The sequence below is a fragment of the Amycolatopsis pittospori genome, assembly GCF_013870525.1.
Lineage (GTDB): Bacteria > Actinomycetota > Actinomycetes > Mycobacteriales > Pseudonocardiaceae > Amycolatopsis > Amycolatopsis pittospori.
Genome location: NZ_JACBXD010000096.1, coordinates 1 through 26865 on the forward strand (window position 1 = coordinate 1; position 26865 = coordinate 26865).

The following is a 26865-nucleotide window of genomic DNA, read 5'->3' on the forward strand; positions in this document are numbered from 1 at the left end:
ATCAGCGTGGTCTCGATCCACGCCCGGTCGAAGTCGTCGTCGTCGACCAGCAACGCCCCACCGGCCGCGACGACCGGCTCGGCGTTCAGCCGCTGCTCGCCGCCGCGATCCGGCAGCGGGACGTATGCGGCCGGAAGTCCGACGGCGCCCAGTTCGGCGCACGTCATCGCCCCCGAGCGGCAGATCGCGAAGTCGGCCGCGGCGTAGGCGTACCGCATCTCGTCGACATAGGGGACGACGACGTAAGGCGGATCGCCGTCCGGGACCTCGACGACGTGCCGCGGCCCGGTGATGTGCAGGACCTGAACACCGGCCGCTCGCAACGCCGAGGCCGCGCCGGAGACCGCGGCGTTGATCGTCCGGGCGCCCTGCGAGCCGCCCGTGACCATCAGGACCGGCCCCTCGGGGCGCAGGCCGAACCGTCGCCGGGCCTCGTCGCGCAGCGCGGGCCGGTCGAGCCCGGTGATCGACGGCCGCAGCGGGATCCCGATGGCGGTGGCGTGCGCCAGCCGGACCCCCAGCCCGGCCGTGAACACGTGCGTCGTCAGCCGGGCCGCCAGCCGGTTGGCCACCCCGGGCCGGGCGTTCGCCTCGTGGACGACGATCGGGAGGCCCCGTTTGCGGGCGGCGAGGTAGGCGGGCAGGGCCACGTAGCCGCCGAAACCCGCCACGACCTCGGCTCGGACCCGGTCGAGCACCGCCCCGGCCGCGGCCACCGAGCCGCGCAGTCTGCCCGGCGTCCCCAGCAGGGCCCGGTTCAGTTCGCGGGGCAGCGGCACCGGCGGGATGAGTTCGAGTGGGTAGCCGCGGGCCGGGATGAGCCTGGTGTCCAGGCCGCGAACGGTGCCGAGGGCGGTGATCTCGGCCGTGGGCTCCAGCCGTCGCAGCGCGTCGGCGAGATTCATCGCGGGCTCGATATGCCCGGCCGAATGCCCGCCGACGACGACCACGCGGGGTGCCGTCGCGCTTTCTTCTCTCATGTCAGGCGATGGGAAAGTCGAAATAGGTGTCCGGATACGGCTCGTCCTTCAGCGCGTAGTGCCACCACTCGCAGGCGTAGGACCGGAAACCGCAGGACTCCATGATGGAGCAGAGGTCCAGGCGGTTCTTCGCCTCGGCCTGCGTGACCCCGGGCGCCCCGTGATGGGAGACGGAATCCATCAGGTCGTGATCGCCGCCCATCTGGGCGAGCTCGCCGGTGTACAGGTGATAGAGCGTCAGATCGACGGTGCTGCCCCGGCTGTGACCCGACTTCGTTGCCACGTAACCGTTTTCGAACATCTCGGCCCGGTCGATATGCGGGTAGTGCCGGAGCTTTCTCCGGCCGTCCTCCGGCTGTTCCGACCAGCGCAGGAAGGAATCCACGGCCCGTTGCGGGCGGTAGCCGTCCCAGAGGAGCAGGCCGAAGCCGAGGGTCGCGGCCTTTTCCCGCGCGTTTTCCAAGGCCGCGCAGAGAATCCTCGTGCCGGCGATCCGGTTCACCTCGTAGCCGTCGACGGGTTTGCCGGTGAAGTTGTCCCAGGTGGCGTACTTCGAGTCCCAGCGGATCCCGGGAACCAGTTCGTCCACGAAGGCGAAGTCGTCCCTCATCGGACCTTGCCCGTCAGAGTCACGTTCACCAGCCGGTCGATCACCTCGGAGAGCGGCATTCCCGCGGCGGCCATCATCCGCGGGTACCGGCTGTAGGAGGTCATGCCGGGAAGGGTGTTGACCTCGTTGAGGACCACGGTCCCGTCTTCCTTGAGGAACAGGTCCACTCGCGACAGACCCTTGCATCCCAAGGCGCGATAGATGACCTTCGCGGTCTCCTGGACGAGCGTCCGCGTCTCCGCCGGGATGTCCGCCGGGACGACGATCGTCGAGTTTTCGGACCCGCTTTCGGGGTCGTCCTCCTGATGGATCTTGAAGAAACCATGGGAGAGGGAGATCTGGTCCACCTCGCCCGCGATCAGATCCGGACCGTTCCCCAGGATGGCGCAGCCGACCTCGCTGCCGACGACGGCCTGTTCGAGGACCACCTTCGAGTCGAACCGCCTGGCGGTCTCCAGTGCTTCCGGCAGGTCTTCCTTGCTGGAAACCTTGCTGACGCCGAAGGACGACCCCGAGCGGGCCGGCTTGACGAAGACGGGATAGGTGAGCTCATCGGGATCGAGATCCTCGCCCGCCGTGACGATCCGGAATTCCGGCGTCGCGACCCCCACGTTCGCGACGACGAGATAGGTGAGGGATTTGTCGATGCACAGGGTGGATGCCTGGACGTCGCAGCCGGCATAGGGGATTCCGGAGAGCTCCAGCAGCCCTTGGATCACACCGTCCTCGCCCTGCTTGCCGTGCAGAACGGGCAGGACGAGGTCCAGGCTGATCGCTTCGTGTTTTCCTTCGTCCAGGACGAGGAGCCCGTGCACGTTCCGGTCCGGAGACAGGATGGCCGGACGCGAACCGGCGGCGGTTTCCCAGCCCTCGTCGGGGCCGTCGCAAAGCCACCAGGCGCCGTTCTCGGTGATCCCGATCCAGAACGGCTCGTACTTGTCGGTGTCGAGATTCTTCGCGATCTCTTGAGCCGACTTGACGGAGACGGGATGTTCTTCGGAACTTCCCCCGAAGATGATGCCGAGTTTCATATCCAGCGCTGCTTTCTGCGTTCGAAGTCCAGGCAATTGAGGATCGAGTTCTCAACGGTGTCGCGGAGGGCGTGATCCGTGTAGTAGGCGGTATGCGGGCTGATGATCACCTGAGGCAGCTTCTGCAGCCGCGACAACAGGTCGCTTTCCAGTGGCTTGTCCCGGTGGTCTTCGTAGAAGATCCCGTCTTCGCCTTCGAGGACGTCCAGCGCGGCGCCGCCCAGTTCGCCGCTTTCCAGGGCCGACGTGAGGGCCTCGGTGTCGAGCAGCGGTCCGCGTCCCGTGTTGACGACGTACGCGCCACGTTTCATCGACTCGATACGCCGTCGGTCCAGGAGATGGTGGGTATCGGCGTCGAGCGGCGTATGGAGCGTCACGATGTCGCTCCGCCGCAGCAATTCGTCGAGGGGGACGTAGTCGGCGTCGGCGTCGGGGCGACGGTCATGGGCCAGGACGCGACAGCCGAAGCCGCGCAGCCTTTCCATGACCGCCGCACCGATGCGCCCTGTACCGACCACCCCGACGGTCAGGTCACGAAGCTCTTTCCCGCGTGCGTCGTTCAACCGGTAGTCGTGAACCTCCGCACGCCGGATGAGCGATTTGGCGTTGCGCACAGCCATCAACATCAGCATCAGCGTGTAGTCGGCCACGCTGTCGGGTGAATAGGACACGTTTTCGACGTGGAGGCCGATGCTGTTCGCGTAGTCCACGTCGAGATGGTTGAATCCGATACTTCTGGTCGAGAGGTAAAGAACGCCGGATCGGCGAAGCGCCAGAAGGGCCCGATCGGTGATCGGGGTCTTGTGGCCCACGCTGACGCAGAGATTCCCGGATGCCAGCGCGGCGGTGGCTTCGGATACCGCTTCCTCGGTGATGGTCGGCAGGATCCCGACGCGAGGTGCCATCTCCCGGAACAAGGCGGCCTCGTCCTCTCCGCACCCGTAGACCGTCATTCCCATTCCGGGGACGGGGGAGAAGGACCAGGGCGACGGCGCTCGGGTGCGGGGGGCCGCCGTCCGTGCCGGTTCGCGGTAGGTCATGCCCTTGAGTCAAGGCGGTGCGGCGTTGCCGGTACGTATGGGGATTTCGATACGCCGACAATATGTTACCGGTCGGTAACGTCGGGGTGCCGTCCTGTCCGGTTCGCGGTCGATGAGGCGGGCCCCGGCACGGTAAGATCTTCCGGCTGGCATCAGGGAACCGATGCGCGGCCGGGTGCGTCGGTGTACACGAATGCGTCATCGCTTTTCGGGAAACGTCGCGCACGGGTGGGTGGGAGCTCATAGGCTGCGCGAGCAGGTGAACACGGGCGCAGGCGCCGGGACTGGAAGGACCACTCATGACTCGCCGATTCGACCCAGAGCAGATCGCCGCGCTGGCCAAGAAGGTCGGCGGGCTCAAGGACGGCTTCAGCAAAACGGGCACGGAGCTGGGCAACGGCGATTCCGGTGGTGCTTTCGGCGACCTGAGCAACGCGGCCAGCGCGGGTAAGACCGTGCAGGGGTTCCACAAGGGTGTGAACGCCGAGCTGGCCGCCGCCGAGAAGCTCGTCGACGCCGCGTCCCAGGCACTGCTCACCGCCGCCCAGCGCATGCGCAACGACGAAGCCGCGGGTGTGCACACCCTCGGCGGCGACCGCGAGCGGGCTTGATCGGATTGAAGACGGGAACCAGGGGGATTTACCGATGACCACCGCGGAGCGGGATCAGCGTGCGCTCGACGACCCGTCGCACGATCGTCCGAAGTCGCTGGACGCCATCGACAAACACGCCCAGCAGGCGCAGAAGCTCAACGCGCGCGCGGTCAACGACCAGGCCGCGAAGGTCGGCGGAGCCGCCACCAGGGCCAACGATCTCGGAGACGACCTCAAGGTCTTCCGCGACGACGTGCTGCGCGAATGGGAAGGCAAGGACGCCGACGCCGTCGCCGACCACCTCGAAAAGCTCGGCAAGGCCAGCTACAAGGTCAGCGACAAGGCCGAAGCGGCCAAGAACATCCTCCAGCGTGTTTCCGAGATCCTGGACGACGTCAAGAAGAAGGTCGCCCAGCTCGCCCAGGAGGCCAACGACAAGGACGCGGACAACCGCGCCCTGATCGGGGCCGCCCGGAGGCGGAAGAACAGCTCCGAAGACGAGAACGAGATCGCCGCCGCCGCGTCCGACATCGAGCGGCTCCGGCAGCTCAACGAGAAGGACTCCAACGGCAAGAAGGACGAGATCGAGCGGGCGCTCGACGAGGCCGAGAAGCAGATCGACGATCTCCTCAAGCCGCTCGGCCTGGAGATCGAGGGCGGCTTCCTGGAGCTGGTGCCCGCCGACACCGGCGGGACCACGGCGTCGAGCAGCCACGCCACCCCGGTCGACTCCCGCGTCGGCCCGGCTCCGTCCTACGGCGGCGGAGACGGCGGCGGTGGTGGCGGGGGAGGCGGTGGTGGTGGTGTCGCCGGCGTCCAGGGCGACGGCAGGCCCGCCAAGCCGATCGACGCCCAGGGCGACAACCCGGCCAAGATCGCCGAGCAGTTCCTCGGCCGGAACGCCGGTGACCTCAAGCGCAGCGGTGAGCTGCCCGCCATGCAGTCCTGGGTGCCCAACAACGTCAACTGCGCGAACTTCGTTTCGGGCTGCCTCGAGGCGTCCGGCCTGATCGACAAGAACCAGGCCAGCGCCTCGGTCGCGGGTCTGACGGCCAACCTCGAAGCGGACGGCTGGAAGTCGGTGCCGCTCTCCGAAGCGAAGCCCGGCGACGTGGTGATCTCGAACAACGGTGGGCACGTCGTGCTGTACGCGGGCGACGGTCAGTTCATCGGTTCGAACAACGTCAACCCCGACGGTTCGCAGAAGATCAGCATGGGCGGCGGCGGAGGCCTCGTGAAGATCCTCACCCCGCCGACCTGAGCCGACTAGCGGTTCGTCAGAATCCGAACAACGCGCGCGGTGCCTCGTGCTCGTCCGGCCACGTCAGCCAGGCCACATCCGTCGGCCCGATGGCGTGGTCGGCCAAGCGCCAGGACCGCGCGTCGTTGTCGACGGCCCTTTCGTCGACCTTCTTGAGCAGGGCGACGTAGACGTCGGACATGACGCCGTCGGCCCGGCGCGCCTCCCAGCCGGTGCCGGCGTAGTACGGACGACCGATTTCGGTGCCGCGCATGGTTCCCTGCAGGAATACCCAGGGACCGATGCGGTCGAGGCGTTCCACCTCCACGCGAACGCGATCGTCGAAAGCGTCTTCGAGCCGTGCGAAGGCGGCCTGGAGCACCGCATCCCGGACCGGGTCGCCGGGGTTCAGCGACTGCGGAAAGGATCGCGCGGACGGGGTGTACATCAAGCTACCTCCCAATAGCGGAACAGCGATTCGGCCGAAGCCGACCGTTTCGACTCGCCCCGGTGATGTTACAGCGCGGGGTGATTCGATTCTCGCGTTCCGGTAAACCGAAAGAAGGGCCCTACCTCGGCGAATTGCGCCGAACCCCTCCCTAAGCCGAATCGGCGCTCACGACCACTTCGGTCCAGCGAGGTTCACCACCGACAGGCCGTCCGCCACCACGACACCGTCGTGGAGCACCGTCCGGTCCTTGCCGCGGTCCATCACCGCGCTCGTCGGGGTTTCGCCGTCCACCAGCACCAGATCGGCGCGGTCGCCCACGGCCACGCCGGGGTGGTCGGCGACACCCGCGAGGCGCGGGACGTCGTGGTCCATGATCGACGCGCCACCCATCGTCGCGACGGCGAGAGCCGTCTCGATCAGGTCGTCCCGGCGGAAACCGTGCGTGAAGGCCAGCTGCCAGGTGCGGTCGAGCAGATCGCAGTTCCCGTACGGGCTCCAGTAATCCCGCTGGCCGTCCTCGCCCAGGCCGACGCGCACGCCGGCCGTCGTGAGGTCCACAAGGGACAGTTGGCCGTCGACGGACGGCGCGACGGTCGCCATCGCGATGTCCAGTTCCGCGAACGTGTCGATCAGGCGACGGCTCACCGACTCCGAGACCGACCCCAACCCGTACGCGTGCGACATGGTCACCTTGCCGCGCATGTCCAGCGCACGGACGCGCTCGATCACCAAGTCGGTCGAGAACACACCCAGGTGGCCCGGCTCGTGGAGGTGGATGTCCACCTCGACGCCGTACTTCTCGGCGAGCCCGAACACGACGTCGAGATGGCCCTTGGGGTCCTTGTCCAGCGAACACGGGTCGATCCCGCCGACGACCGTGGCACCCGAGCGCAGCGCGGCCTCCAGTACGTCCGCGGTGCCGGGCTCGCGCAGGATTCCCGCCTGGGGGAACGCCATCACTTCGACGTCCGCGTGCCGGGCGAACCGCTCCTTCGCGGCGAGCACGGCATCGAGCTTCTCCAGCCGGCAGTCGACGTCCACCTGCGCGTAGCTGCGCACCCGCGTGGTGCCGTTGGCGATCATCCGCTCCAGCGTCCCGGCGACGCGCTCGGGCAGCGGAATCTCGGCGTCGCGCCAGTTCTCGCGGTCGTTCAGCATCATCGCCCAGACGCCCGGCGCGCCGGTATGCGGCCGGAACGGCAGGCCGACGCGGGTCGAGTCCAGATGGACGTGCACGTCGCTGAACGACGGGAACAGCAACCGCCCTCGCCCCTCGACCGTGTCCGGCGCCGGCGCGGCGGCGGGATCGTGCGGTCGCACCGCGGCGATCCGGCCGTCGGCCACGTCGACGTCACTGCGCTGTCCACCCCATGGGCGGACGTCACGGATCAACACGGAGAGCACCTTTCTCGACGGGTCCCGAAGTCGCCCTACTTTGGCATACCAAAGACGGCCGGGTGTGCTGGATAGGGTGGGCGGGTGAGCGATCCGCAGGCGCCGTCCGTAGTCCACGAGTCCGCTGTCCCGATGTACCTGGTGCGGGAGGGAAGCGGCCCGGTCGAGCGGGGCGCTCGCGACACGGTCGGCGGATGGCCGATCCTGCCCGCGGGGGAGCCTTGGCCGGTGTGTTTCTGCGGCGAACGGATGATCCTGTTCTTCCAGGCCGACATCCCGGCGGACGTCGCCGTGTTCGGCGGGGAACACCTGCTGGTCTTCCAGTGCCCGGTGCACAACGAGGCGGTCTCCGCGGACGACATGTCGGGGGAGTTGCCGGAGCGGTTCTGGGACGAGCCGCCGCGGCGGTACCACGGCGAGGGCGCGTTCTGGCGGATCATGCTCCACCGCGACGACACCGATCCGGCCGTCGAGGTGGAGCCGTATCTTCAGCCGCGTGTGCTCGAGGTCGGCCGGGCCACCGAGCGGATCACGGTCTGGTCGCTCGGTGACGCGCTCCTCGACGATCGCGACCCGGACGAGGTGTTCGCCGCCCGGGGCGATGGGGTGGACGAGTTCAAGATCGGTGGCGTCCCGTGCTGGGCGCAGGAGCGCGAATCCTTCACTTGCCCTTGCGGTGCCGAGCTGAGGTTCGTATGCCAGCTTCCCGAGAACACGGGCTTCGACAAGCAACCGCATCAACCCGAACAGAACTTCACTTTCGGCCCCGGCGAGTACGGCTTGTTCCTCGGCAATATGGTCTACATCTTCGCCTGTCCGGCCCGTTGCCATCCCGCCGCGGCGTGGCCGGTGAATCAGAACTGACCGCGAGAAACCGGCGGCCGGGAATCCCCGGCCGCCGGTTTCTCGCATCATCCCCGGATCAGGGGCGGTAGATCTCCTTGACCGTGGTGATCCGGTCGTCGCCGTTCACGCTGATCCGCGCGAGCACCGGGTTACCGTCCTTCAGCCGCTGGATCAGCTGGTCCTGACCGCCTTGCTCGTCGGTGAGCTGGAAACGGACCATCCGACCGGCCGGATGGTGTTCGGGAACTCGCGGGCAGGCGCCTCACCGGGTGCCGCCCGAGGGCCTGGTCTCCAGCTGCAGGGAGCTGTTGGGTACACCGCAGGTCACCGCACCCTGCTCGCCGCCCGCGGACTCCGCCTGACGGGCGCAGGTCCACTTCCCCCGGACGTCGAGCACCCGCTCGCCCGGACCTTCGGCCCGCGGCAGCTTCTGGAAGTACTCGGTGATCACGTTGAACGCTTCGGTGCAGCCCGGAATGGTGCCGTCGGTGGCTTCCACCGCGATCAGGTCCATCTTCTGCCGCCCGGGCGCGCCGACCGGGCCGCCGTGCTCGCTGCAGTTGACGTCGCCGTTCTCCACGGCGCCGGAACCGCCGGCGGCGGCCCCTTGGCCTCCGCCTTCCGTCGCCTGTTCCGCGACCGCCGCGTTCTTCACCGGAGAACCATTTCCCGCGACATTGTTCCCGCCGCACGCGGAAAGAAATGCGGTGGCGGCGACCGCCCCGCCCACAATGGCCATCTTGATCGTCTTCTTCGCCGTGAATCCCATTTCGCGCCCCTCTCGCAGCCTTTTTTCGAAGCTCTATCCGGAAGACGTCGTAAAAGGATCCGGGTTGCTTCAGGGAGCCTGCACGGCAGAGAGTTGCCCGAACGTTCGACCGGTTCTGTCCGCGCGGGCACGACCTCGGCCGGACACGCAACCTTCGGGCGGGAACCGATCACAGCCAGTACGGCCGGGCCTGTTCCGCGGCGCGGACGATCGCGCTTCCGTCGATCGTCGCAGCGGCAGCGTCGATGCCCATTTTCCGCCACTCGATGACGAACTCGAACGGGCCGGGTGGTGGAAGCGGCCAGAGCCAAAGACGCTGGTCGCTCTGGTAATACCGGTCGTCGCTGCTGAATCCGCTGCCCGCCTCGACGAGCCTCGGAGCTTCCGGCCGATCGGCCGGGTTCGCCCAGCCGTCGAAGGCGTTGCCGACCGTGGTGGCCTCCGAGCCGTCGGGGAAGCGGACTCCGAATTTCAGGTCGGCGTCGGTCGGTTCGGGTGGGAAGCCTCTTGTGACGAGTCTGTCGGTCAAGGCCCTCCACGCCGTCTCGTCCGACGAACCCCGCCGGACGGCCACTTGCAGAGTGAAACAACAGCCGTCGCGATAGGCGAGCGCGTGTTGAAGTGCGACGACCGTGTCATCCGTCCAGACGACGAACTGCTCGATCGGCGCGGGATGGCCCAGCATGTCGTCGGGCGGTCCGTACCAGGCGCCTCGGTCCATATACCCCACGGTACTTCGGTTCCAGGGCTGCGGATATCGACTTTCGGTTGTGGACGGGATCGCTTGATCCGCTCCTGCCCGATCGCACCCTCGGCCGCCGCAGCAGCCGTCGCGGGCGCGAAAGCGGGAACCTCGCGGCCATCGAGAGCACGCGTGGGATTCAGATCGATCGCCTGACTCACATACGGACGCGCCTCAGCCTGAGACAATCCCGCGACATCGGCGAACCACGCCAACGTCGTCCCATACCCGTACAAATCCTTGGATCCCCGGGACTCGATCTCCGCCAGGTACTGGCCCAGGCCGGTGGAGGCGACCCGCATCAGCCGCAGGAACTGCTGCACGCCATGAGCAAGCTCCAGCTTGCCGGCGCGCCACAACTCCTGTGGCAACTCGGGAAGGATCGTCTCGGACACCCTCAAAGAATATCAAATCCTGTCGAACGCGTGTTCGTAATCTTAAGTGACAATGAACAAGGTGCGGATAACACCGAAGGGTGATTTCACCACAACCGGCCGACCACGGACAGGCATCCTTCCGGTCGTCGAGGGGTGAGGCAACCGTGCCTCACCCCGAGCCGGGTCCGACCGTCCGCTATGGTCCCCAGCTCCAGCCGGCCGCCGAAGACCTGCCGGTAGAATTCCTTCGCCTGCCGCGTGTCGCCGTTGCCACGCGGGACGGACCACCCAGGGGGACAAATGAGCGAGACGCTGGACGAGACCGTCGCGGACATCATGACGCGAGTGAGCACCACGATCGCCGACGGCGACAGCATGTTCTCCGACAACAACACCGGCCACTACATGAGCGTGTCCAAGGACGCGTTGCGCGCGGTGCTCGCCGCGCTGCAGGTCACCGGAAGGCCGGAACCCCAGCGGCTCTTGGACTTCGGGTGTGGTTACGGCCGGGTGATGCGCTCGCTGCGGGCCGCGTTCCCGTCGGCAGAGCTGATCGCGTGCGACATGGACCCGGCGGCGTTGGCCGGTTGTGCCGAGGCGTTCGGCGCGCGGCCGGTCGCCGGCGCCCCGGACGTCGATCACATCGAGCAGGTCACCGAGGTGGACCTGATCTGGTGCGGTTCGGTGCTCACTCATCTCGACGCCCCGAACTGGGGTCCGCTGCTGCGCTACTTTTCGCGTGCGTTGGCTCCCGGCGGGGTCGCGGTGGTCACCACGCACGGCCGCAGGATGGCGATGCGCGCCGAGGCGGGCAAGGACTACGGACTGGACGCGCGTGCCACCGACCGGATTCTCGCCGCGTACAAGGCCTGCGGTTTCGGCTACAACGACTACGAAGGCAACGACGGGTACGGCATCTCGCTCAGCTCGCCGGGCTGGGCGGTGCAGCGCGCGCTGGAGACGCCCGACCTGCGTCTCGCCGGGTACGACGAGGCCGCGTGGGATCGCCATCAGGACGTGATGGTGCTGGTCAAGGACGCCAACGCGATCCTCAAGGCGGACCTGTGAACAACGGGCGTCGCGAAGGCCCGCAAGACCCGTACACGGCGTTACGAAGCCAGGGGAGAAGCGCGATGACCACACCGTCCACACCGGACAGCGAGCTGGTGCTCGCCCGCGCCCGGCGCAGGTACCTGATCGCGATGTCGCTGGGTCCGATCGCGCTGGTGGCGCTGTGCGTCGTTTCCTTCGTGGGGCCGGGAAACCGGGGCTCGATCCTGCCGGTGCTGGGGTTCCTCGCGTTCGCGTTGATCTTGCTGTCGTTCGGGTACGTCCGGCGGAACTCGCCCGCACGCTGGAACCGGGTCGCGGCGATCAGCGGGGTCGTCGCCGGGGTCTACGGCGCGGTGGGGGTACTGAGCTGGCGTGACGGCGAGAGCCGGTTGCTCATCGCCGTCGCGGTGCTGGTCGTGCTTTCGCTCGTGCCGTGGCTCGCCGTGCGGAACGCTTCGGCCTCGGTGCTGGCCAGGCCCAAGGGTGACCTCGCCGGCGCGACGGTCGAGTTGTCCTTCGCGCTCCGGGACGAGGCCGACGGCCGGTTCCTGATCCGTGAGGACGAGATCGCCGTGCGGATCCGGCGCAAGGTCCGCCGCAACCTCGACGACGATCACGACGACGTGGTCTCGTTCCCGGGCGTCGCCGAGGTCGAGGTCATCGATCTGCCCGGCGGCGACGAGGTCGAAATCGGGCTGTCGTACACCGTCACGCCCAGCGCCGGACCCGCCCTGCGCATCCGGGTGGACGACGAGTCGATCGATCGCGAGGACGAGTGGATCGTGCCGATCGACGAAGCGTGGCAAGCCGCCGAGGCCTTGCGTACCCGGATGGCTCAATCGTCTTCGAAGTAGAGCGTCACGCGGACAGCGAGTCGCCTTCCGCCTGAAAAGATTACTGCTGTCGAGACTTCCCTCATTCGGACCAAGGCAATAGCGGAATTGCCCGCGCTCCGGTCCCTTTTGCCCGCCGAAGCGCGGCGGTATGGTCGGGCGAAAGCGACCGAGGCGGGTGAGGAATTGCTGGACATCATCGGTCTGAGTGAAATCGACGTCGAGGTCTACGATGCTTTCGCCGGTACCGGGTCGATGACCGTCGCCGAAATCCGGCGGCGAACCGGGTTGCCCGAAAAACGGCTGCTCCCGGTTCTGCGTGTGCTGACCGAAAAAGGTCTGCTCACCAAGCTTCCCGGCGCCGCGGACGACTATTCGGCGGTACGACCGGAGATCGCGCTGGAGGCGATGCTCCGGCGGAAGGAACAGGAACTCGCGAGTGCGCGGCTGGTCGCCGACCGGTTGCGCGAGCGGTACCGGGCGACGTCCGGTGAACGCCCGGTCGACCTGATCGAGGTGATCCACGGGAACGTGCTCATCGCCGACCGGGCCGATCAGTTGCTGCGCTCGGCCGAGCAGGAGGTCGCCTTCGTCGACAAACCGCCCTACGCGCAAACGCCGAGTGTGCTGCATCCCGCCGAACGTGATCTTCTCGCCCGGGGTGTGCGGTTTCGCGGGGTTTACGAGCGTAGTGCGCTGGAAATGCACGACCTGTCCTCCGATCTCGAGGCGGGCCTCGCCCTCGGCGAGGAGGCCCGCGTGGTCACCACCGCCCCGCTGAAGATGATCGTGGTCGACCAACGCATCGGACTGGTGCCGCTGCGTTCCGATCTCCCCGAGGTCGACACGGCACTGGTGATCCACCCGTGCGCCCTGCTCGACGCGCTCAGCGCCGTCTTCGCTTTCCTTTGGCAGAAAGGACTTCCGCTGCGCCTGCCCGGTTCGGCCGAGCAGGCGGACGTCGCGCCCTCCGACGTCCGTCTGCTCGCCTTGCTGACCACCGGGCTGCCCGACCGGAGCATCGCCAATCAGCTCGGCATGAGCTACCGGACCTTCCAGCGACGTCTCCGCGACATCATGACCGCACTCGGCGCGACCACCCGGTTCCAGGCCGGGCTTCAGGTCGCCACCCGGGGGTGGGTCACCTTGCCGGCGACCCACCCCGCGGGTGAGGAGGACGTCATCGAAGACGCGGGTTCGCCTTCGCCACGTCCGTGAGGGTGTAGGCCCGCTGGACCGTCTGCGTCACGGTGTTGCCGGAGCCGTCCCGTGCGTCCGTGCGCAGCCAGACGAACCCGTCGGTCGCCGCGAGTCGCGGATGGGCCACCGTCACCGACCACAGACCGTTCCCGTTAGGACGGACGGTCGCCGCCGTCCAGGTGCGCCCGCCGTCCGTCGACGCCGAGACCCGCAGTTGCGTCACCGGCCCGCCGCCACGCGCGCCGCTGTGCGACCCGGCGAACACGTCGAAGGTGAACGGGCGCCCCGCCGGTGCCCGGCCGCCGAGATCCAGCGGCAGCCGGTTGTCCAGCTGGATGAGCGGTTGGAAGGAACACGAGGTACCCGATTCGTAGCAGGCGAACCCGAGCGGCGACGCGGCCTCGGACCGTGCCGAGGCGAACGTCCACGACGTGTCGGTCCGCGGGGCGTTCTGGAACAGCACTCCGCTCGGGACGCCGATCTGCGCCTGGCCGGGCATCGCGTCGGTCACGTCCAGCCGGTACGTGGCGGGAGCCGGCGCGAGCCGGAACACCGGGAGCAGGGCGAGTGGATCGTCCGCATTGGATCGCGGAATCTCGGTCCCGTCCTTGTACAGCCGCACCGTGGTCGCCGCGAAGTACCGCGCGTTCTCGTACGGATTCGTGTAGTGCCCGCCCGAACCGGCACCCGCCGTGCCGTCCAACCACTGCGCCGCGGGGACGAACAGGTCGGGGTCCGTGCCGCCACGGCACATCGAGCACAGCACCGCCCAGCCCTGGGCCGTCGCCGGGTAGCGAGCCGGATGGTCGGACGGCAGTTCGACCGATCCGCTGTGCAGCGGCGCGCGGAACCAGCTCTCGTCCGGCCTCGACCGCTCGCCCGCGCGATAGATGTTCTGCGCGTTCATGGAAAGCGCGGCGCGACGCCCCGCGGTGTCGGTGCCGGACAGGCTGACCACCCGTTTCCAGACCAGCCGATCGTTCGCCGGGCCGGTGTACTCGGTCCACGTGCCCGGCACCGGGATCTTCGTCCCCTGCACCGCCTGCGTCTTCCACAGGCCGGTCGGGAAGGCGTACCAGTTCTTCTGCCCGGTCAGTCCCGGTTTCTCGCCCTGGTAGCTGGTTTTCGTCGCGACCAGGGTCTTCTGGTCGACACGCCGGACGAGCTCCTTCGGCACCCCGTTGGCGTCGAGGTAGCTGAGGTTGTACATCGCGTCCGGAGCCGCGCGCACCAGCAACCGCACCGAAACCGCGCCGGCGGTCCGCAGTGCCTCTCCTTCGTCCCAGCCGAGGGACAGGGTCGGCACCACCGAACTGCCGAGTCCCGGAACGCTCAGCGAACCCGGTGAACCGGCGTAGGGGATCAGGGCCGCCCCACCCGCGGCGGCCACCGCGCGTGCCGCGTTCGCGATGCCGGTGGAGACGTCGCCCGCCGGGTTCGGCGACCCGGGTGGGACCGGGATCCTCACCAGAACGGCTTTCCCGCTTACGTCGAGACCGGCGAGGTCGCTCGCGCCACCCGCGCCGCCGAACACGACCGGCAGCGTTCGCTCACCGGGTGACTTCGCTGTCAGCGTCGGTACGTCGTATGCGGGATTCAGCACGAGCGAGCCGCCGACGACCCGCAGCTCGACCGCGGTCTGGGACAGCGTCGCGCTGTCCTGCAACGAAATCGCGCCGACCGAGGTGGCCGCCGACGGTGCCACGCGTACGTCCCAGCCCGCGCCCGCCGTCAGCCCGGCTTCGCCGACGTAGCCGTTCAAGCCCGCTCCGCCGGGGATCACGCGCCGCAGCATCACCGTGCGGTCCCGGAGGTCGGTGGGGGTGGGCGTGACCAGCCCCGTGGGGACGGCGCTCGCCGCGTTCAGCGTGATCTCGGCCGGGGCCGTGACAGAGACCTGCGTCGCGCTCACCGCCGACCAGCGACGTACCGTCAGCCCGTGCTCCAGCACCCAGCCGAGTGCCGAATAGCGCCCGGCGGGCACGAGCGCCCGGCCGACCCCGTCGACCAGGCCGATCTGCTGGCTGACCTGGTCGAGGAACGGGTCGTTGCGGTTACCCGCACCGGCCGCGTCGTCGATCAGCTGGGCCGACGCGAGCTGAGCCGGGCCACCCGCCGAATCCCGTACCCGGATCGTCACCGGGAACAGCTCCGCCGCGTTGTAGGTGCTCACGGGCGTCCGCACGGAGTTGGCCCCGTCCGCGGTCGTGGCCGACACGGTGCCACCGTAGACGCCTGCCACCCCTTCGCCCGGGTCCACGGCGAGGTCGACGGTGGTGGTGGACTTCGGCGGGATCGACAGATCCGTTTTCGCCAGGCGCATCCCGGTGCCGGGCTTGGTGCCGCCGTCCCAGGGCTGCACGGTCAGCTTCAGCTTCAGTGCCAGCGGCTGGTCCCCGGAGTTGGTGTAGGACAGCTGCCGTACGACCGGTGCCGCGCCGGTGGTGTTCCGCTCGTTACGGCCGAAGCTGGCGACGGCGGTGCCGGTCGCCTTCTGGGAAACGGCCCGTGCGACGTCGAGGAGTCCGGCGCCTTGTTCATGCCAGCGAAGGCCGACGTCCTTGGCCGTGGTGACGAGCGTGTTCTTCAGTTTCTGCCAGGTGAGCCCTGGCTGCTGCTGCAGCAGGATCGCCGCGGCGCCCGCGACGTGCGGCGTCGCCATCGAAGTGCCCGACGCCGCGGTGTAGGAGTCGTCCACCGGCTCGCCCATCGCCGTGTCCGCGGCCCGTGCGGCGACGATCCCGACACCCGGTGCGGTGATCTCCGGCTTGACCGCGGCATCCCGCAGGCGCGGGCCGCGGCTGCTGAACCACGCGATCGAGTTGTCCCTGCCGACCGCCCCGACCGTGAGCGCGGAAGTCGCGGCCCCCGGTGTCGTGACCGTCCGGTCGCCCGGCCCGGAGTTCCCGGCCGCGACCACGAACAGCGTGCCCGACTTCGCCGAGAGTGTGTCGAGCTGCTCGCTCAACGGGTCGGCTCCGTCGCTGACGCCGGCGCCGAGGCTGAGGTTCACGATCTTCGCGCCCTGCGCGACGGCCCAGTCGATCCCGGCCATGACCTGTGCGGTGTCACCCTCGCCGGAGGCGTCGAAAACCTTGGCCACCACCAGCTTCGCGTCCGGTGCCACCCCCTTGTACCGGCCACCCGAGGCCGCGCCGGTACCGGCGATGATCGACGCGCAGTGGGTGCCGTGGCCATGGCGGTCCACGACGTCGCCTTCTCCGCTGAAATCCGCCGAGGCGACCGTCTTGCCCGCCAGGTCGGGATGTTTCTCGTCGATCCCGGTGTCCACCACCGCGACCGTGGTCCCCTTCCCGGTCCACTCGCTGCTCCACGCCGACGGCGCCCCCACCTGCCCGGTGCTCTTGTCCAGCGCCACCCGGACCTTCCTGTCCAGCCGGACCTGCGAAATCCCTTGATTCAGCACGGGTTTCCCACCCGGGTCGAACGCGACGAGTGAACGCCAGAACTCGGCCGTCCCCGCCTTCTTGACCTGTAATCCCACCCCGTTGGCCGTGACGAGCGGGGTGGCTCGCTGGATCTGCGGAAGCGCCTTCGCCTTCGCGTCCAGTGACTGTGCCGACAGACCCGATCGGTCGCCGTAGCGCACGATGACGGGGATCGTGGCGCTCGCGGTGTCGTCACGCCGGTCACCGACGAGCGCGGTCACGTTGAACAGCTCGCGTCCCAGCAATCCCTTGCCGACGAACGGAAGCGCGTCCGACGGATACACCATCAGTCCTTCGGCCGTGGTCGTGATCTGGAACGCCGGGCTCGGCCGGTCCGGCCGAGCCGCCGGTTCGACCTGCGCGCTGTCGTGTCCGGCGCCGTCCCGTTCGTAGGTCACCACGTCGCCGGTGAGCAACGTGACGCGATGGACGTCCGGCCGCCCGGCGACGGGAGCGGGCGCGGACAGGGCGGCGGTCGCGGCGGTCGCGGTCACCGGTAGCGGGGAAAGGGCGATCAGCGCGGAGGCCGCCAGGATCGCCACGGGGTGCCGTGGTCGTCTTTTCACCTGAGGGGAACGGAGGAACATCGAGCCTCACTCTCCTCGTATAGCGCGAAGCGGCCGTGGTCACGGCCGCTTCGAAAAGGGATTTCCCAGAGGATGAGGCACGAGTTCCCAGATGAACATAACTCTCGGTGGCGGTATGTCGCCGTTGGCGAGATACCGCCATGGAAGGGCCCGGACCGCCGACGGCGGCCCGGGCCCGGTCGAAACGGGTCAGTTCTTCTGAATCACAGACCCGGGGAGCGCAGCTGCAGCGAGAAGTCCTGCCGGTTGTTGTCGGTGTCGGTGCTCAGGATGTTGCGGGTGTTCGCCGCGTTGAGCTGATCGGTGACGTTGCTCTCCGGAGTCGCCGCCTGGCCTTCGCGCGGGGTCATCACCGAGTTGCTGAAGGCGACACCGTCGATCTTCGCGCCTGCCAGGTTCTGAACCGAGAGGCCACCGAGGGTCGGGATGCCCTCGACGCTGGTCAGCGTGAACGGGATGACGTAGGTCTGGTCGGCGATGGTGCCGGAGAAGTTCTGCCCGATCAGCACCGCGAACTGGCCGGCGTTGCCCTTCGGCTGCAGGATCGTGCCCGCCGGCAGGACGATCGTGTCGACCACGACGTTCGACGGCGAGTAGATGCGGATCACGTGGCCGCTCACGTCCTGCTGCTGGCTCGAGACGTTGCGCAGCTCGATGTACTCGTCGAGCAGACCGTTCACGCCGCGGGTCGAAACCTCGTTGACGACCACCGTGGACGAAGCGAGCGGCGCGGCCTCGGTTCCCTCGCTCTCGCCTGCCGCGTTCGCGACACCGCCCGCCATACCCATGGCCAGCATCGCGAATACCGCCGAAGCGCCCAGAATTCGTCGCATGAGAAATTCCTTTCAGCTAAATTGCCGGGGGATCTGTTCGCCGGACCGGAATCCTTTCCGCCGGTGGCGACCAGATAAGTATCCGAGAATCGGGGTGCGGCCGGGAAGGGGCCAGTTTTTCGGTACTTTCCCGTCAATCGATAATGGTCCATCGAGGCCGGGGTGCGTCTTTCCGGCGCAGTCTTCTCGCCACCGCGGCGGCGAGTTCGAGCTCCCGGCTGGATGTGTCCAGCACGTCGCTGAGCCATTGCCGCCAGTACGGGCCGGGGATACGTTTTCCGCGCTCCCAGCGGGAAATCTCTTCCCGGGTGACGCTGTCGTTCCCGGAGAGGTTATGCAGCTTCGCGACCAGGTCACACTGTGACCAGCCTTTCGCGATTCGCTGTTCGGCGAGTAGTTCGTACAGCGGGGTCGCATCCCCGCGTCCGCTCTTCGCGGCCACGACCGAACCTTTCTGATACTGGCGCAAACGGATGGGAACCGGCAGGTGAACGACTCTCAGTCGAGTGGTCGAACACAGCCGAAGTCGGCCTTGTTGTTGTCGGTGTCACGACTGGCGGCGTCCCTTGCCTGAGCGAAACCGGGGCAGGTGACGGCGGCCTGGTTCTCGCGGCAGGACGACGACGGCGCCCAGCCGACGCTGTCCACCCGGGCTCCGCGCCGGTCCAGCAGCATCTCGCCGTCCCCGACGATCGCCTCGACGACCAACTGCTGCACCGTCCCGCCGAAGCCCTGTCCGGTGATGAGGAAATGCTCACCGGCGGGGATTTCGCTCCCGGCGGGCATGGTGGCCAGCTCTACGGGTACGGCTCCGCCTGTGCACGCCTGAACGGACCAGCCGCCGATGTCGAGTGTGCCGGCGCCGGTGTTGTGCAGATCGATGTAGCCGGCCGGGCCGCCGAGCACCTCATGGATCTTGGCCGGCGAAGACCGGACCGTGTTCGGCGCGGGGGTTCCGGCGAGCGCGAGGATCAAGAACAGGGAACCTGGCTTCCTCATGACAGCAACGCTAGAAAAATGATCTCGGTGCCACAGGATACGGCGGGTACCGAACCTGATCCGGTCTCGGTACTTCCGGTACGCCGCCCACCCGACCGGCCTAGCCTCGGTACCCGGCCAGCCGGTCCGCGGCGTACGACTCGCCCTCTTGCGCAGTCGTTTCCAGCCGTGGCAACGAGGTGCCGCCCGGCCTGAATCGCAGCGCTCGGAACAGGTCACGCCTGCTGCCGAAGCCCAGTTTCTGCAGGATCCGGCTGACGTAGTTCTTCACCGTCTGCGTCGCGAGGTGCAGTTCCTCGGCGATCTCGTCGTTCGACCACCGGTAGAGGATCAGCGCGAGGATGTCCTCCTCCCGTCTTGTCATCAGGCTCGCGTACCGCACGGCTTCGGTGACCGCCGGCGGGGTTCCGCCTGCCTGCAGGCACACCCGCTGCCCGGCGAGGGTGGAGCGCACCGCCGACATCACCTGGCCGCCGCTGGCCGACTTGTGCACGAAGCTGTCCGCGCCCGCGTTCAGCGCCATGGCGATGGCCGAGGGCGAGGCGTCACCGGCGAAGACCAGGACGGCCGCCTGCTCGAAGTGTTCCTTGACGAACCGGCAGATCGCGGTCCCGGCGGGCTCACCCCAGATCGACAGCTCGGTGATGACCATGTCGGGGTGGCGCTTTTCGCACTGTGACAACGCTTCCGGCTCGCTCGCGGCTTCGGCCACCGCCCCCACCCCTGCCGAATCCCGCAACAGCCTGCTGAGCGCGTATCTGATGAGGGGCTGATCGTCTACTACGAGCGTGGTGACGCGGTTCATGGTTCCCCTTGGGGTGTTTGACGGGCGCCGGGGTGGCCCCGGGCCGTGCGGTCGGTCCGGGCCGGGGTCATCCCGGCGGCGCCCGCATGCGCCAAGAACAGGTTCGGCCGCTCGGGCGATCCGTCGAACCGACCGCCGCTGCGACGTCGGTGCACATTTTTTCGCCGAATCCTCTTTCGTCGCGGTCCGGCATGGATCTTCCCGCTTCTCCTCGCGGGTGAGGACCAGCAATCGGGTGACAAGGGAGAAAGTCCCCTCGCGCGGTGGCCGGATTTGGGCCGGACGGCGGAACGGGGATACAGATTCCGAACGCGCCGCACCGGACACGTGGAAGCAGCATCCCGTTGTACTGTCAAGGTCCCGCGGGGAAGGATGATCCGACGGGTGCGTCTTTTTTCGGTTCGTGAACCGGCACTCGGCGTATCCGTTCGCGCCCGTTCATCCTACCGGCTTGGTTCATTTCGTTGAAAACTCGGCGCATCGGTTTTCGGAAAGTCGTATTCCGCGGTAATACGCGTATTACCGCGGACGGCTCATGCGCAGGATCAAGGCGACCGCGTCCTCCGAGTAGGCTCCCGGAGTCAGAACCTCCTGTAAGAGCAGGCCGCGAATCGCGGCGACGGTGACGGTGGCCGTGGTCAGCGCTTCCGTGGTGTCGAGCCCTTCGCGTTCCGCGAGCGAGGCCAGCATCTTGGTCAGGTCGTCGAGCGAGTCGATGAACTCACGAAAGTCCTCCGGGCTGTACGCGGCCAGTCCTACGACGTGAAAGAAGCCGCGGACACGCGACAGCTGCTCCGGTCGGGTGTAGGACCGCCAGGTCGCCACGACGAGGTCGTCGAAGGTGCCCTGCTGGGCGGTCTCGAAAAGCACTTCGTTGTCACGAGATCGCTGTGCCTTGAGCATGGCCGCCAAGACGCCCGGGAGTGACCCGAAGTGGTAGCGCAGGAGGGCGTGGCTGGTCCCGGCCCGGGCGGCGATCTCGCGGAGCGACACCTCCGGTGAGGGAAGGGCCTCGCCGAAGGCGTCGAGAAGCCGTGCCAGGAGTCGCTCGCGTGCGTCGCCGTTGCGTTCCGTGCTTGACAGGATCACTCCCACAGTTTATCCATTGGAAAAGACAGAGGGCAACGACGGAGGGACGACTCGTGGGACGGTTCCAGGTGGTCGGCGCGACGGTGGTCGACGGGTCGGGTCGCGACCCCGCCGACGTCGACGTCACCGTCGAAGACGGGCGGTTCGCCCAGCTCGGCGCCTCCGGCGCACACGGCGAGCACTTCGACGCCGGGGGACTGACGATGACACCCGGACTGATCGACGCTCACGTTCACCTGGGCTTGTCGAGCCCGATCCAGCCGCAGTTCTCGTTCCAGCTCAGTGCCGCCGAGATCGCGGCGGACATCTTCGCCACGGCCGGCGCGACACTCGATGCCGGCTTCACCACCGTCCGGGACACCGGCGGGATCGACGGCGGCGTCGTCACCACGATCGCCAAGGGCAAGGTCAGGGGGCCGCGCGTCCTGTCGTGCGGACCTGTTCAGTGCCAGACCGGTGGACACGGCTACTACGGGGCAGACTGGGAACCCAGCGAGCTGTGGAGCGGTCATCACGTTCCGGGGCTGTGCGCCCTGTCCATGATGTCGGGCAACGCGGACGAGCTGCGAGGCAACGTGCGCGAAGCGTTCCGTCGCGGCGCCTCCTTCCTGAAGCTCTGCGTGACCGGCGGCGTGGTCAGCCTTCACGACCGGCTGACCGACACCCAGTTCACCGTGGAAGAGATCGCCGTCGCCGTCCAGGAAGCCGCGGCACGGGGCACCTATGTGACGGTTCACGCCCACAACAACGACGGCATCCGGAACGCGATCGAGGCCGGGGCGCGCTGTGTCGAACACGGCACCGACCTCGACGAGTCCACAGCCACCCTGATGGCCACTCGCGGGATCGCCCTGGTGCCCACGTTCGCCGTCGTCGAGCAACTGCTGCACGACACCGCCGGAGCCGGCCTCGGCGAATCGACCCGCGATCGTGTGCTGGGAGTTCGTGAGCGGATGGCCGAGGCGCTCGCCGTCGCCAAAGAGGCCGGGGTGCGGATCGGGCTGGGTTCCGATCTCATCGGTCCGGCTCAGGACCGTCGAGGCGAAGAGCTCAAGTTGCGCGCGGACCTCGAAACACCGATGGAAGCTCTCGTGGCGGCCACGAAGACCAATGCCGAGATCCTCGGCCTGTCCGGCGAAGTGGGGGTCATCGCTCCCGGCATGCAGGCGGACTTCGTGCTCTGGAAGGACAACCCGCTGGAAGATCCGAAGCTCTTCGCCGAGCCCGCCAACGCCGTCCTCGTCGTCCAGGCCGGACGCGTCGTGAAGGACGTGCGATGAGTGCCATATGGCAGGGCTGCCTGGCCGGCACCGACTACTTCGAGATCCGTTCCAGCGGTGGGCACGACTACGGCGTCTGGGTCACCACGCCACCGGGCCACGACCCCGCCGTGGCGCAAGTGCCCGCCGTGTATGTGCTCGACGGCAACTGGGCCGTGGGCCTGACGGCTCCGCTCATCGTCACGCAGCTGGACCCCATGCAGCGGATCCAGCCCTACCTCCAGGTCAGCGTCGGCTACGCGGGCGAAGACGCACAACACTGGGATCGGCTGCGCAACAGAGACCTCGTGCCACCCGGCGAGCCCATCGCGAAGGAGCTCATCGATGCCGTGGAGATGGGAGTGCGAACGGGCGCGCGGACACGCGAGGAATCCGACGCCTACCTCGCCGAACTGCGCGACACCCACGCCGATGCGTTCCTGAGCTTCCTCACCGCGGAACTGCATCCGCGGATCGAACGTGACTACGGCACGGCCACCAGCGGCCACGGCCTTTTCGGCTACTCCTACGGCGGCCTCTTCAGCCTCTACACCTGGCTCACCGGCAACACGCTCTTCGGGAGCATCGGAGCGGGCAGCCCCGGTGTTGCCAGTGAAGACAGTCGGATCTTCGCCCAGCTTCAAGAGATGGGTGACAGGCGACCTGCCGCCAAGCTTCACGTGACCCTCAACGAGCGAGAGCTACTCGGAGACCTGCCCATCTACCAGAGCCTCACGAAGAACACGGCCACCGTCCTGCACCGTCTCACCTCACGCGGCGAAGACGTCACCAGCGCGGTCCTGCGCGAAACCCATGTGACCGGCCTGCAGGCCTCGTTCCTCAGTTACCTCAGGACCTGCCGTGCTTGAACGGTCATCTGCTCAGGTGAAGGATGCGTTCCATGGACAGTCGTCTGGAGGAACCGATCACGGTGCGCATGACCGCCCGAATCTGGGCGGGCATCGATGCCGAGGTCGACAACGTCGTATCCCTTGCCGCCGAAGACGGTGATGAGCAGACCGTCGGCATCGGACTGGCCATCCGTGAAGCGGGTTGGGACCAGGTTCCCTGGGTGAACGGGAACTGGCCGCCCATGGAGCAGATCATCTCCATCCGGCTGACACGGGCCCAGTGGCGGTTCGCGGCCGAGGAAACCGGCAAGAGTATTGCCCTATACGAAGGACTTGGCGACGACGAGTCGGCTCAACTGGGCCGAGACGCGCTCGCGGTGATCGAGGGTGACGCCGCCTCGTGACGGTGCTCTGGTGAAGGACACGGTTCTGATGCTCGGCCTGAGTCTGGATGAACCAGGGCACACCCGAAACCCCGCAGCGGGAATCCGACTTGGTGGTCGGGCTGCTGACAGAATTCGCGGCCGTAGCGGGGATGGCCGGAGTCGAGCTGCCACCGCCACGGTCCGCCTCCGGGTGGAACGAACAGTCGCCGGCATCACGAAGAGCGTCCTTTGTGGACAGCAAGGGGCCTCCGGGCCCGCTGACGAGTCCGCTGCGCCGCCGCCCTCGCCGAGGGGAGGTGCGGTCGCGTGGATGGCGGTGCCGTCGCCCTTTGTAGGGTTCGGGACATGAGCCAGCCGATCTCGTTCTCCGACCTCAACTTCAAGCTCGCCGTCGTCCAGGAGCTGATGTACAACCAGGAACTCCTGCCGAGGTTCACCCTGCGGGAGTACGCCGCCGAGCAGGGCTTCACCTTCGACGACGGGAGTGTCGAAGCGGTACCTGAGGCCCTGGCCTACTTCGAGGCGCTCGAGGTCCCCGTCGACCTCGCGGAAAAGATCACCGAGATCGAGATGGACGGCGGCAACGAGATCTACCTCGAGATCGCGCCGAACTGGGACGGCGAGGACGGACTGTTCGACGTCGACGAGTTCGCCGACCTGCGGCACTTTCCCAAGCTGAAGTCGATGACACTGCTCTACACGGGCAACGAGGAGGCGTTGGAGACGTTGCGTTCTCGCGGCATCGGGGCGGACTGGCTCTGACTCGTCCGCCCGTCGGCTCTCGCCGGTTTCTGCGCAAACGCCTCATTCTTTGCCTGTGAAGGGCTCGAGCGCGCGACGTAGAGCGGCTGCACGCTTGGCGTCGTGGTGTTCGGTCACGGTCAGGTAGTGCCGGAGCAGGACCTGACGAGACCGTTCGAGCTCGGTCAAGTCGACCGAGGTCGCCCGGCCATCGCTCAACGCCTCCAGATCCTGGGTGGGTAAGCGGTCGACCTCGCGACCGTGCCAAGGGTTCAAGCCGTGCTGCAGGCACAGCAACGTGATGATCTGGTCGCGAAGCTCGTCGAGCATCATGACGGCTTGCCACGACCGCCCGCGAGCGATGGCGGAGCGGGCGTGTATCGCATAAAGCCATGCCATACCGATCACTCGCTCGCTGTCGGGGCCTGTCGGGCTCGTCGGCTCGTTGGCGCTACCGAAGAGGAGCCGGAAGCCGTTTTCGGTGGAGCGGAACAGATCGCGGGGCCAGAACGACAGATCCACCTGGAGTGACGAGTCGAGCAGGAACACTCGATAGCGAACGCCCTCGCGCGACATCACGTCGAGGGTGTCGGCAACCCCGAACTTGTCGTCGAGTGATCGAGTCCAGCGCGCGACGACCGCGATCTCGTCCGCGTTTCCGGCGAGTTTGAGCACGAGATCGATGTCCGACCATCGGTCCTCGACGCCGCGAGCGGTCGACCCGACAAGAGCGGCGCCGACAATGTCCCTGTCCTGACGGGCTTCGGCGATCAGTTCGTCCCGCACCTGGGCGCGTTCCGCGACTTCGAACATCGTTCCTCCGCGGTGCGACGGTCTTGGCGGGATAACTATACCGGTATTACTATCACGGTCGGTCGGGTTGGGTCGTCCGGATCTTTACGTCGAGCTGTGGACAGGAGCCCCGTGGACGTGTTGGGCTGAGACCCGGCCGGACCTGACGTGGTCGGCGATTTTCTGCCCTGCGACGTCGAGGAGCGGTGCCCTGAGCCTGTCGGAGTACCTCCGAGAGAACTGGATCGACGTCGTGAACGACGCGATCCTGCACGTGGACCTCACCCTGGCGGCGATGGCCTTGGCCGTGCTGGTCGGAATGACGATCGGCCTGCTCACCTACCGCCGGCGATGGCTCGGCGCGATGGCGACCACGACGACGGCGGCGTTCCTGACCATCCCGTCCATCGCGCTGCTGGGCATCCTGATCGGCCCGTTCGGGCTGGGGCTGACGAATGTCCTGTTCGCACTGGTGCTCTACGCCCTCCTGCCGATCACGCGTAACACGATCGTCGGGCTGCGTGGCGTCGATCCGGCCGTGGTGGACGCGGCGCGTGGTATGGGGTTCGGCCGCGTGAGACTGCTGTTCCGAGTGCGTCTGCCGCTTGCCTGGCCGGTGATCCTTTCCGGCATCCGGGTCTCGACGCAGATCACGATCGGCATCGCGGCCATCGGCGCGTATGTCAAGGGCCCCGGCCTCGGCAACGAGATCTTCGACGGGCTCGGCCGGTTCGGCTCGGTCAACTCGCTGAACCAGGTACTCACCGGAACGCTCGGGATCATGGTGCTGGCGCTGCTTTTCGACCTCGCCTTCGTGGTGGTCGGCAAGCTGACCACGCGGCGACGTCCCCGTGTCCGCCGAGCGGTGGCTTCGACGACGTCGGGAGGATCCGCCGGAGCGGGCGGCGAGACCATCGAGCTGCGGGACGTCAGCAAGCTCTACCCCGGACGTGCGGTACCCGCGGTCGAAAACCTGACGATGCGAATCCCCGCGGGCGAAATCGTCGTACTGACCGGTCCGTCGGGATGCGGCAAGACGACGACCATGCGGATGATCAACCGGCTCGTCGAGCCCACCGCGGGCGTCGTCACGATCGGCGGCACCGATGTGTCGGCGCTCGACCTCGACGCGCACCGGCGCAACACCGGCTACGTCATCCAGCAGATCGGGCTCTTCCCGCATCTGCGGGTGGACGCCAACGTCGGCGTGGTGCCGCGGTTGCTCGGCTGGACCCGACGACGCGTCGCCGACCGCGTGCGCGCGTTGCTCGACGTCGTCGGCCTGACCCGCGAGCACGGCATCCGGTACCCGCGTGAGCTTTCCGGCGGTCAGCAGCAGCGCGTCGGCGTGGCGCGGGCGATGGCCGCGGACCCGCCGGTCATGTTGATGGACGAGCCGTTCGGCTCCACCGATCCGATCACCCGCGCCAGATTGCAGGACGAATTCCTTCGCCTGCAACGGGAAGTACGTAAGACGATCGTGTTCGTCACGCACGACTTCGACGAGGCGGTGAAGGTCGGCGACCGGATCGCCGTGCTGCGGCCGCGGTCGGTGATCGCGCAGTACGACACGCCCCAGGCGATCCTCGCCGCACCGGCGGACGACTACGTCGCGAGCTTCGCCGGCTCGAAGCGGAACCTGAAGCGGCTCGCGCTGATCCGGGTGGGTGACCTGGACCTCCGGCCGGCGGCCGGGCCGGACGGCCTGCCCCCGGTACGGTCCGACGCCACCCTGCGGGACGTGCTGGACGTCATGGTGCGGACCGGCAGCACCGCGGTCGTGGTCACCGAGGACGACACCGCGCGGCCGCTGGGGGTGTGCGACGTGCCCGGCCTCGTCGCGGCACTGAGGCCCCCGCGGTCGTGTGCTTCCTGTTCGATTTCCGCGCTGGTGATCACCGCGGCGAGGGGCAG

At 67.8% G+C, this 26865-nt stretch carries 26 protein-coding genes and 2 pseudogenes; 11 read left to right on the plus strand and 17 right to left on the minus strand.

All coding sequences use genetic code 11. The annotated features are described in order from the left end of the window. From H5J31_RS34050 to H5J31_RS34065, 4 genes are all read right to left on the minus strand, one after another. Positions 1-980: UDP-N-acetylglucosamine--N-acetylmuramyl-(pentapeptide) pyrophosphoryl-undecaprenol N-acetylglucosamine transferase (locus H5J31_RS34050; protein ID WP_181776784.1), on the minus strand; the 980-nt coding region annotated here is incomplete at its 3' end. A gap of 1 nt (position 981) precedes the next feature. Further along, a complete protein-coding gene (gene vanX / locus H5J31_RS34055) occupies positions 982-1590 on the minus strand; it encodes a D-Ala-D-Ala dipeptidase VanX (protein WP_181776785.1) in 609 nt (202 codons plus the stop codon). Then, the gene (gene vanA, locus H5J31_RS34060) at positions 1587-2621 is read right to left on the minus strand and encodes a D-alanine--(R)-lactate ligase (protein ID WP_181776786.1); all 1035 of its coding nucleotides are present in this window, start codon (positions 2619-2621) and stop codon (positions 1587-1589) included. The genes vanX and vanA overlap by 4 nt, the downstream gene beginning before the upstream one ends. Next, positions 2618-3580, minus strand: a complete 963-nt coding sequence (locus H5J31_RS34065) for a D-isomer specific 2-hydroxyacid dehydrogenase family protein (RefSeq protein ID WP_328701686.1) — start codon at positions 3578-3580, stop codon at positions 2618-2620. Before H5J31_RS34065 ends, vanA begins: the two co-directional genes overlap by 4 nt. Before the next feature lie 380 nt (positions 3581-3960). On the opposite strand from H5J31_RS34065, the gene H5J31_RS34070 reads away from it, so the two are divergent. Together H5J31_RS34070 and H5J31_RS34075 are read left to right on the plus strand one after the other, a co-directional pair. Then, positions 3961-4272, plus strand: a complete 312-nt coding sequence (locus H5J31_RS34070; protein WP_181776788.1) for a hypothetical protein — start codon at positions 3961-3963, stop codon at positions 4270-4272. A 34-nt stretch (positions 4273-4306) separates the two neighbouring features. Next, positions 4307-5515 carry a peptidoglycan-binding protein gene (locus H5J31_RS34075; protein WP_181776789.1) on the plus strand — a complete coding sequence of 403 codons (1209 nt, stop codon included), beginning with the start codon at positions 4307-4309 and terminating at the stop codon, positions 5513-5515. Between the two features lie 16 nt (positions 5516-5531). Here the strand turns inward: H5J31_RS34075 and H5J31_RS34080 are convergent, their stop codons facing one another. After that, positions 5532-5942: a hypothetical protein gene (locus H5J31_RS34080; protein ID WP_181776790.1), complete on the minus strand. Its 411-nt coding sequence runs from the start codon at positions 5940-5942 to the stop codon at positions 5532-5534. Positions 5943-6110: 168 nt separating this feature from the next. Beyond that, entirely contained in the window at positions 6111-7340 is a 1230-nt protein-coding gene (locus tag H5J31_RS34085) for an amidohydrolase family protein (RefSeq protein ID WP_181776791.1), read from the minus strand. Between the two features lie 84 nt (positions 7341-7424). On the opposite strand from H5J31_RS34085, the gene H5J31_RS34090 reads away from it, so the two are divergent. Then, positions 7425-8204 (plus strand): hypothetical protein, encoded by a 780-nt coding sequence (locus H5J31_RS34090; protein ID WP_328701685.1) that lies wholly within the window; start codon positions 7425-7427, stop codon positions 8202-8204. Positions 8205-8262: 58 nt separating this feature from the next. Here the strand turns inward: H5J31_RS34090 and H5J31_RS40055 are convergent, their stop codons facing one another. The 4 genes and pseudogenes from H5J31_RS40055 to H5J31_RS40060 form a co-directional block, all read right to left on the minus strand. Continuing rightward, a complete protein-coding gene (locus tag H5J31_RS40055) occupies positions 8263-8406 on the minus strand; it encodes a hypothetical protein (protein WP_236005558.1) in 144 nt (47 codons plus the stop codon). Between the two features lie 42 nt (positions 8407-8448). Further along, the gene (locus H5J31_RS34095) at positions 8449-8955 is read right to left on the minus strand and encodes a hypothetical protein (protein WP_236005559.1); all 507 of its coding nucleotides are present in this window, start codon (positions 8953-8955) and stop codon (positions 8449-8451) included. A gap of 169 nt (positions 8956-9124) precedes the next feature. After that, positions 9125-9676 carry a hypothetical protein gene (locus tag H5J31_RS34100; RefSeq protein WP_236005560.1) on the minus strand — a complete coding sequence of 184 codons (552 nt, stop codon included), beginning with the start codon at positions 9674-9676 and terminating at the stop codon, positions 9125-9127. Positions 9677-9741: 65 nt separating this feature from the next. Next, positions 9742-10092: pseudogene (locus H5J31_RS40060) on the minus strand (HNH endonuclease); the annotation flags it as partial. A 282-nt stretch (positions 10093-10374) separates the two neighbouring features. Here H5J31_RS40060 and H5J31_RS34105 point away from each other — a divergent pair. The 3 genes from H5J31_RS34105 to H5J31_RS34115 all read left to right on the plus strand — a co-directional run bounded on the left by H5J31_RS34105 (position 10375) and on the right by H5J31_RS34115 (position 13178). After that, positions 10375-11142: a class I SAM-dependent methyltransferase gene (locus H5J31_RS34105; RefSeq protein WP_181776792.1), complete on the plus strand. Its 768-nt coding sequence runs from the start codon at positions 10375-10377 to the stop codon at positions 11140-11142. A gap of 65 nt (positions 11143-11207) precedes the next feature. Further along, positions 11208-11981, plus strand: a complete 774-nt coding sequence (locus H5J31_RS34110; RefSeq protein ID WP_181776793.1) for a hypothetical protein — start codon at positions 11208-11210, stop codon at positions 11979-11981. Positions 11982-12146: 165 nt separating this feature from the next. Next, positions 12147-13178 (plus strand): helix-turn-helix domain-containing protein, encoded by a 1032-nt coding sequence (locus H5J31_RS34115; RefSeq protein WP_181776794.1) that lies wholly within the window; start codon positions 12147-12149, stop codon positions 13176-13178. On the opposite strand, the gene H5J31_RS34120 is transcribed toward H5J31_RS34115, so the two are convergent. The 6 genes from H5J31_RS34120 to H5J31_RS34145 all read right to left on the minus strand — a co-directional run bounded on the left by H5J31_RS34120 (position 13141) and on the right by H5J31_RS34145 (position 20922). Further along, positions 13141-17196, minus strand: coding sequence for a S8 family peptidase (locus H5J31_RS34120; protein WP_207899246.1), 4056 nt, complete (start codon positions 17194-17196; stop codon positions 13141-13143). The genes H5J31_RS34115 and H5J31_RS34120 overlap by 38 nt on opposite strands. A 203-nt stretch (positions 17197-17399) precedes the next feature. Continuing rightward, entirely contained in the window at positions 17400-18029 is a 630-nt protein-coding gene (locus tag H5J31_RS34125; RefSeq protein WP_181776796.1) for a lamin tail domain-containing protein, read from the minus strand. 133 nt (positions 18030-18162) lie between these two features. Further along, positions 18163-18471 (minus strand): helix-turn-helix domain-containing protein, encoded by a 309-nt coding sequence (locus H5J31_RS34130; RefSeq protein ID WP_181776797.1) that lies wholly within the window; start codon positions 18469-18471, stop codon positions 18163-18165. Between the two features lie 56 nt (positions 18472-18527). Further along, entirely contained in the window at positions 18528-19028 is a 501-nt protein-coding gene (locus H5J31_RS34135) for a lamin tail domain-containing protein (protein ID WP_181776798.1), read from the minus strand. Between the two features lie 100 nt (positions 19029-19128). Beyond that, the gene (locus H5J31_RS34140) at positions 19129-19833 is read right to left on the minus strand and encodes a response regulator (RefSeq protein ID WP_181776799.1); all 705 of its coding nucleotides are present in this window, start codon (positions 19831-19833) and stop codon (positions 19129-19131) included. A gap of 519 nt (positions 19834-20352) precedes the next feature. Next, positions 20353-20922: a TetR/AcrR family transcriptional regulator gene (locus H5J31_RS34145; RefSeq protein ID WP_181776800.1), complete on the minus strand. Its 570-nt coding sequence runs from the start codon at positions 20920-20922 to the stop codon at positions 20353-20355. A gap of 53 nt (positions 20923-20975) precedes the next feature. On the opposite strand from H5J31_RS34145, the gene H5J31_RS34150 reads away from it, so the two are divergent. The 4 genes from H5J31_RS34150 (at position 20976) to H5J31_RS34165 (ending at position 24180) form a co-directional block, all read left to right on the plus strand. Then, a complete protein-coding gene (locus tag H5J31_RS34150; protein ID WP_181776801.1) occupies positions 20976-22202 on the plus strand; it encodes a metal-dependent hydrolase family protein in 1227 nt (408 codons plus the stop codon). Beyond that, on the plus strand, positions 22199-23050 hold the full coding sequence (locus tag H5J31_RS34155; RefSeq protein ID WP_181776802.1) for an alpha/beta hydrolase: 852 nt from the start codon (positions 22199-22201) through the stop codon (positions 23048-23050). The genes H5J31_RS34150 and H5J31_RS34155 overlap by 4 nt, the downstream gene beginning before the upstream one ends. 32 nt (positions 23051-23082) lie before the next feature. After that, positions 23083-23436 (plus strand): hypothetical protein, encoded by a 354-nt coding sequence (locus tag H5J31_RS34160; protein ID WP_181776803.1) that lies wholly within the window; start codon positions 23083-23085, stop codon positions 23434-23436. A gap of 327 nt (positions 23437-23763) precedes the next feature. Next, the gene (locus H5J31_RS34165; protein ID WP_181776804.1) at positions 23764-24180 is read left to right on the plus strand and encodes a DUF6892 domain-containing protein; all 417 of its coding nucleotides are present in this window, start codon (positions 23764-23766) and stop codon (positions 24178-24180) included. Positions 24181-24222: 42 nt separating this feature from the next. On the opposite strand, the gene H5J31_RS34170 is transcribed toward H5J31_RS34165, so the two are convergent. After that, the gene (locus tag H5J31_RS34170) at positions 24223-24972 is read right to left on the minus strand and encodes a nucleotidyltransferase domain-containing protein (protein ID WP_181776805.1); all 750 of its coding nucleotides are present in this window, start codon (positions 24970-24972) and stop codon (positions 24223-24225) included. 343 nt (positions 24973-25315) lie between these two features. On the opposite strand from H5J31_RS34170, the pseudogene H5J31_RS40590 reads away from it, so the two are divergent. Beyond that, positions 25316-26293: pseudogene (locus tag H5J31_RS40590) on the plus strand (ATP-binding cassette domain-containing protein); the annotation flags it as partial. Positions 26294-26865: the final 572 nt, after the last annotated feature.

Bases quoted from the DNA above. Each gene is read 5' to 3' on its own strand.
- vanX (WP_181776785.1), bottom strand. From the start codon at position 1,590: ATGAGGGACGACTTCGCCTTCGTGGACGAACTGGTTCCCGGGATCCGC.
- vanA (WP_181776786.1), bottom strand. From the start codon at position 2,621: ATGAAACTCGGCATCATCTTCGGGGGAAGTTCCGAAGAACATCCCGTC.
- H5J31_RS34065 (WP_328701686.1), bottom strand. From the start codon at position 3,580: ATGGGAATGACGGTCTACGGGTGCGGAGAGGACGAGGCCGCCTTGTTC.
- H5J31_RS34070 (WP_181776788.1), top strand. From the start codon at position 3,961: ATGACTCGCCGATTCGACCCAGAGCAGATCGCCGCGCTGGCCAAGAAG.
- H5J31_RS34075 (WP_181776789.1), top strand. From the start codon at position 4,307: ATGACCACCGCGGAGCGGGATCAGCGTGCGCTCGACGACCCGTCGCAC.
- H5J31_RS34080 (WP_181776790.1), bottom strand. From the start codon at position 5,942: ATGTACACCCCGTCCGCGCGATCCTTTCCGCAGTCGCTGAACCCCGGC.
- H5J31_RS40055 (WP_236005558.1), bottom strand. From the start codon at position 8,406: ATGGTCCGTTTCCAGCTCACCGACGAGCAAGGCGGTCAGGACCAGCTG.
- H5J31_RS34095 (WP_236005559.1), bottom strand. From the start codon at position 8,955: ATGGGATTCACGGCGAAGAAGACGATCAAGATGGCCATTGTGGGCGGG.
- H5J31_RS34100 (WP_236005560.1), bottom strand. From the start codon at position 9,676: ATGGACCGAGGCGCCTGGTACGGACCGCCCGACGACATGCTGGGCCAT.
- H5J31_RS34105 (WP_181776792.1), top strand. From the start codon at position 10,375: ATGAGCGAGACGCTGGACGAGACCGTCGCGGACATCATGACGCGAGTG.
- H5J31_RS34110 (WP_181776793.1), top strand. From the start codon at position 11,208: ATGACCACACCGTCCACACCGGACAGCGAGCTGGTGCTCGCCCGCGCC.
- H5J31_RS34120 (WP_207899246.1), bottom strand. From the start codon at position 17,196: ATGTTCCTCCGTTCCCCTCAGGTGAAAAGACGACCACGGCACCCCGTG.
- H5J31_RS34125 (WP_181776796.1), bottom strand. From the start codon at position 18,029: ATGCGACGAATTCTGGGCGCTTCGGCGGTATTCGCGATGCTGGCCATG.
- H5J31_RS34135 (WP_181776798.1), bottom strand. From the start codon at position 19,028: ATGAGGAAGCCAGGTTCCCTGTTCTTGATCCTCGCGCTCGCCGGAACC.
- H5J31_RS34140 (WP_181776799.1), bottom strand. From the start codon at position 19,833: ATGAACCGCGTCACCACGCTCGTAGTAGACGATCAGCCCCTCATCAGA.
- H5J31_RS34155 (WP_181776802.1), top strand. From the start codon at position 22,199: ATGAGTGCCATATGGCAGGGCTGCCTGGCCGGCACCGACTACTTCGAG.
- H5J31_RS34160 (WP_181776803.1), top strand. From the start codon at position 23,083: ATGGACAGTCGTCTGGAGGAACCGATCACGGTGCGCATGACCGCCCGA.
- H5J31_RS34165 (WP_181776804.1), top strand. From the start codon at position 23,764: ATGAGCCAGCCGATCTCGTTCTCCGACCTCAACTTCAAGCTCGCCGTC.
- H5J31_RS34170 (WP_181776805.1), bottom strand. From the start codon at position 24,972: ATGTTCGAAGTCGCGGAACGCGCCCAGGTGCGGGACGAACTGATCGCC.